Consider the following 5,598-nt stretch of genomic DNA (forward strand, 5'->3'; position numbering starts at 1 on the left):
AATGTTTACGCACGTCTTACCGATATGTTGACAGGTAAAGTCGCTGTAGAAGGTCCGAAAGGCTTTTCCGAGAGTAAAAAGCTTGATAGTACGGTAATGGGGCGTTATCCACGTTCGCAGTGGTGGCAATTTGCTGTTGAGGATGAAAAGCTTCAAAATGAAATTGAAGCTTTGCGCAAACAATATGATGAATCAAAAGAAGCACTGCAACGTCGCTTTATGGATAAAGTTGAAAAGGTCCAAAGAGGCGATGAAATGCCTCCTGGTGTCATGAAAATGGTAAAGGTTTTTGTGGCTGTGAAGCGCAAAATCCAACCAGGTGATAAGATGGCGGGACGTCACGGGAATAAGGGGGTTGTCTCACGTATTCTTCCCGTAGAAGATATGCCCTTTCTTGAAGATGGAACGCATGCCGATATCGTCTTAAATCCGCTTGGTGTGCCTAGTCGTATGAATGTTGGGCAAATTCTTGAGACGCATCTTGGTTGGGCATGTGCGGGGATGGGCAAAAAGATTGGTGATTTGTTGGAATTATATCAAGAGACTGGTGATATCCTTCCTTTACGTCAACGTATTGAAAATCTTATGCCTGATGATAATCATAATGAACCTGTGCGTCAGTATGATAACGAAAGCCTTTATAAATTAGCACTTCAGATGAAGAAAGGGGTTTCAATTGCAACGCCTGTTTTTGATGGAGCACATGAATCTGATATCAACATGATGCTGGAAGATGCGGGCCTAGATAGTTCAGGGCAGGTTACGCTTTATGATGGTCGTACGGGAGAGCCTTTTGATCGTCCAGTAACGGTGGGGTATATTTACATGTTGAAATTGCATCACCTTGTTGATGATAAGATTCATGCACGTTCTATTGGTCCCTATTCACTTGTTACGCAGCAGCCATTGGGAGGGAAGGCACAGTTTGGTGGACAGCGTTTTGGTGAAATGGAGGTGTGGGCCCTTGAAGCTTATGGTGCTGCATACACTTTGCAGGAGATGTTGACAGTAAAATCGGATGATGTTGCTGGTCGGACGAAAGTCTATGAAGCGATTGTGCGTGGTGATGATACATTTGAAGCCGGTATACCTGAGAGCTTTAATGTGTTGGTGAAGGAAATGCGTTCACTCGCTCTTAATGTAGAGCTCGATGATGCGCGTGAACTTATTGCACAGCGCGTTCTATCTGATACGGCAGAACAATAATTCAAGGAGCGCACTAGAAAAAAATTGCGCTCTGATTACTTTAAGAGGCTCAATAACTTTATTCGAGTCGTACAGATCATTTTTAAAAGTAAATGTATTTTAAAGAAGATCTGTTAAAATAAAAAAAAGATATTACAACAGGTTCTAAGAATCTTTGAAGGAGAACAGCATGAACCACGAGGTCATGAATCTTTTCAATCCTCAAGCGCCAGCGCAAACATTTGACTCTATTCGTATTTCCATTGCGAGTCCTGAGAAGATTTTGTCTTGGTCTTATGGTGAGATTAAGAAGCCTGAGACTATTAATTATCGAACTTTTAAACCAGAGCGGGATGGTCTTTTTTGTGCACGTATATTTGGCCCTATTAAGGATTATGAATGTCTATGCGGCAAATATAAACGCATGAAATATAAGGGTATTATTTGTGAAAAATGTGGTGTAGAAGTCACTCTTTCACGTGTGCGTCGTGAGCGTATGGGGCATATTGAGCTTGCAGCACCTGTTGCGCATATATGGTTTCTTAAATCGTTACCAGGGCGTATTTCTACACTTTTAGATTTGACTTTAAAAGATATTGAGCGTGTTCTTTATTTTGAAAATTATATTGTAACTGAACCAGGGTTGACATCTCTTAAGCTCCACCAGCTTCTTTCTGAAGAAGAATATATGCTTGCTATTGACGAGTTTGGAGAAGATCAGTTCACAGCTATGATTGGTGCTGAGGCTATTTACGAGCTTTTAGCTGGTATGGAGTTAGATAAAATCGCCAATGATTTGCGTCTTGAATTAGCTGAAACAACTTCAGAGTTAAAGCAGAAAAAATTGATTAAACGACTTAAGATCGTTGAAAATTTTCTTGAATCTGGGAATAAACCAGAGTGGATGATTATGAAAACCATCCCAGTTATTCCACCGGATTTACGTCCATTGGTTCCGCTTGATGGTGGACGTTTTGCAACATCAGATCTAAATGATCTTTATCGACGTGTTATTAATCGTAATAACCGCTTGAAACGGTTGATTGAATTGCGTGCTCCTGGAATTATCGTGCGCAATGAAAAGCGTATGGTGCAAGAAGCTGTTGACGCATTGTTTGATAACGGACGGCGTGGCCGTGTGATTACGGGAGCCAATAAGCGTCCGCTCAAGTCTCTTTCAGATATGTTAAAGGGGAAGCAAGGTCGTTTTCGTCAAAATCTGCTTGGAAAGCGTGTTGATTACTCGGGGCGTTCTGTTATTGTGACAGGTCCTGAATTAAAATTACATCAATGTGGTCTTCCCAAAAAAATGGCCCTTGAATTATTTAAGCCTTTTATTTACGCACGGCTTGATGCGAAAGGATATTCTTCAACTGTGAAACAAGCAAAAAAGCTTGTTGAGAAAGAGCATCCAGAAGTTTGGGATATCTTAGATGAGGTTATTCGTGAACATCCTGTTTTACTCAATCGTGCGCCAACATTGCACCGTTTAGGGATTCAGGCGTTTGAACCTATCTTAATTGAAGGGAAGGCTATTCAACTTCATCCTTTGGTATGTACTGCTTTTAATGCAGATTTTGATGGAGATCAGATGGCAGTTCATGTTCCACTTTCTCTTGAAGCACAGCTTGAAGCCCGTGTTTTGATGATGTCGACCAATAATATTCTTCATCCAGCTAATGGTGCCCCCATTATTGTTCCCTCACAGGATATGGTTCTTGGACTTTATTATCTCTCAATTGTTTCTGAAAAAGAACCCGGTGAGGGAATGGCTTTTGCCGATATAGGTGAGCTTCATTATGCCTTGGAAAATAAGGTCGTAACGCTTCATACGAAGATTAAAGGCCGTGTTAAGAATATGGGCAAGGATGGTAAAGAAGTTGCTAAACTTTATGATACAACACCTGGTCGTTTGATTATCGGTGAGCTTTTGCCTAAAAATCCGAATATCTCATTTGATATTGTCAATCAGGAAATGACAAAAAAGAATATTTCTAAAATGATTGATCATGTTTATCGCCACTGTGGACAAAAAGAGACAGTTATTTTTTGTGACCGCATTATGCAGCTTGGTTTTTCTTATGCTTGTCGTGCAGGGATTTCATTCGGTAAGGATGATATGGTTATTCCTGATAGCAAGTCACGTTTGGTGGCAGAAACAGAAGCTTTGGCTAAGGAATACGAGCAGCAATATAATGATGGTTTGATTACACAAGGTGAAAAATACAATAAGGTTGTAGATGCTTGGGGTAAATGTACAGACCGTGTTGCGGATGAAATGATGAAACGCATTCAAGCTATTGATTTTGATCCTAAAACCGGTCGTCAGCGGCCCATGAATTCGATCTATATGATGTCGCATTCTGGTGCCCGTGGTTCTGCTAACCAGATGAGACAATTGGCTGGTATGCGTGGATTAATGGCAAAACCATCGGGTGAAATTATTGAAACACCTATTATTTCAAATTTTAAGGAAGGTCTAACTGTTAACGAATACTTCAACTCTACACATGGTGCGCGTAAAGGACTTGCTGATACTGCGTTAAAAACGGCGAACTCTGGTTATCTCACACGGCGTCTTGTTGATGTTGCACAGGATGCTATTATTTCAGCCGTTGATTGTGGTACGGCAAAAGGGCTGACTATGCAGCCAATTGTTGATGCAGGACAAATTGTTGCCTCCCTTGGGCAAAGAATTCTTGGTCGTACAGCTCTTGTTGATATTTTACATCCTGTCTCTAGAGAGGTTATTCTTGAAGGTGGAGCGATGATTGAGGAGGCTGATGTCGTTAAGATTGAAGAAGCCGGAATTCAATCTGTTCAAATTCGTTCTGCTTTAACGTGTGAAACACGTCTTGGGGTTTGTGCAAAATGCTATGGTCGTGATTTGGCGCGTGGAACACCAGTTAATCAGGGAGAAGCCGTTGGTGTTATTGCTGCTCAGTCAATTGGTGAGCCAGGAACACAGCTTACTATGCGTACTTTCCACTTAGGAGGAACTGCGCAGGTTGTTGATTCATCGTATTTAGAAGCCTCTTATGAGGGTACGGTGGAGATTCGTAATCGTAATGTGGCGCGTAACTCTGAAGGCCATTTGGTTGTCATGGGGCGTAATATGGCTATCCTTATCAAAGATGAGTTAGGAAAAGAGCGCGTTGTGCATCGTATTAGCTATGGAGCACATATTTTTGTTGATGACGGTGATGTAGTTAAACGTGGCCAACGTATAGCAGAATGGGATCCTTATACACGTCCAATTTTAACGGAAGTTGAAGGTTATGTAGGTTTTGAAGATATGATTGATGGTTTATCGGTCACTGAAACAGCTGATGAATCGACGGGGATTACAAAGCGTTTGGTGATTGATTGGCGTGCCAATCCACGTGGTGCGGAACTCAAACCAGCTATTATTATCCACGCGGATAAAGAAGGTAAATCCATTGCTAAATTGTATAAGGGAGGTGAAGCCCGTTATATGATGTCAGTGGAAACTATTCTTTCTGTTGAGCTTGGTGCTCATGTTAAAGCTGGTGATGTTATTGCTCGTTTGCCAATGGAAAGTGCCAAGACGAAAGATATTACGGGTGGTCTACCACGGGTAGCAGAGCTTTTTGAAGCGCGTCGTCCAAAGGATCATGCGATTATTGCTGAAGTCAGTGGTACAGTTCAATTTGGTCGTGGTTATAAGAATAAACGCCGTATTATTATTGAACCAAATGATGAAACTCTTGAGCCAGTAGAATATTTGATTCCAAAAGGTAAGTTGTTTCACTTCCAAGAAGGCGATCAAATTGAAAAGGGTGATTATATCCTTGATGGTAATCCAGCCCCTCATGATATTTTGGCGATTAAGGGTGTTGAAGCTTTAGCATCTTACCTTGTTAATGAAATTCAGGAGGTTTATCGTTTGCAGGGGGTTCTTATCAATGACAAGCACATTGAAGTGATTGTTCGTCAAATGTTGCAAAAGGTTGAAATCACTGAATCGGGAGATTCTGGTTATATTCCAGGTGATAATGTTGATCGTATTGAACTTGATGAAATCAATGACAATTTGATTGCAGAAGGGAAGAAACCCGCATCTGGTAATCCCATTCTTCTTGGAATTACGAAAGCTTCTCTTCAAACGCCTTCTTTCATTTCGGCAGCATCGTTTCAGGAAACAACGCGTGTTCTTACCGAAGCAGCGGTTTCTGGTAAAATTGATACTCTGCAAGGACTTAAAGAAAACGTTATTGTCGGCCGTCTTATTCCTGCTGGTACAGGGGGTACAATTTCTCAAATCCGTCGTATTGCAGCAGTTCGTGATGATTTGATTGTAGATGAGCAACGTAAGTCTAATAATAATGAAGTGGCCAAGGCTATGTTGACAAATATGACAGCTGAAGCCGTTTCTAAATAATTTAAAGACAA

General features: G+C 41.2%; 2 protein-coding genes. Both read left to right on the forward strand.

Going from position 1 to position 5,598, the window contains the following annotated elements:
* Positions 1 to 1,206 (forward strand): DNA-directed RNA polymerase subunit beta (locus tag BN338_RS13110; protein ID WP_039760011.1); only part of this gene is annotated, 1,206 nt, incomplete at its 5' end.
* 169 nt (positions 1,207 to 1,375) lie between these two features.
* Positions 1,376 to 5,587, forward strand: a complete 4,212-nt coding sequence (gene rpoC, locus BN338_RS06005; protein WP_039760013.1) for a DNA-directed RNA polymerase subunit beta' — start codon at positions 1,376 to 1,378, stop codon at positions 5,585 to 5,587.
* The last annotated feature ends 11 nt before the right edge of the window (positions 5,588 to 5,598 follow it).

This window comes from Bartonella queenslandensis AUST/NH15 (assembly GCF_000312585.1).
Classification (GTDB): domain Bacteria; phylum Pseudomonadota; class Alphaproteobacteria; order Rhizobiales; family Rhizobiaceae; genus Bartonella; species Bartonella queenslandensis_A.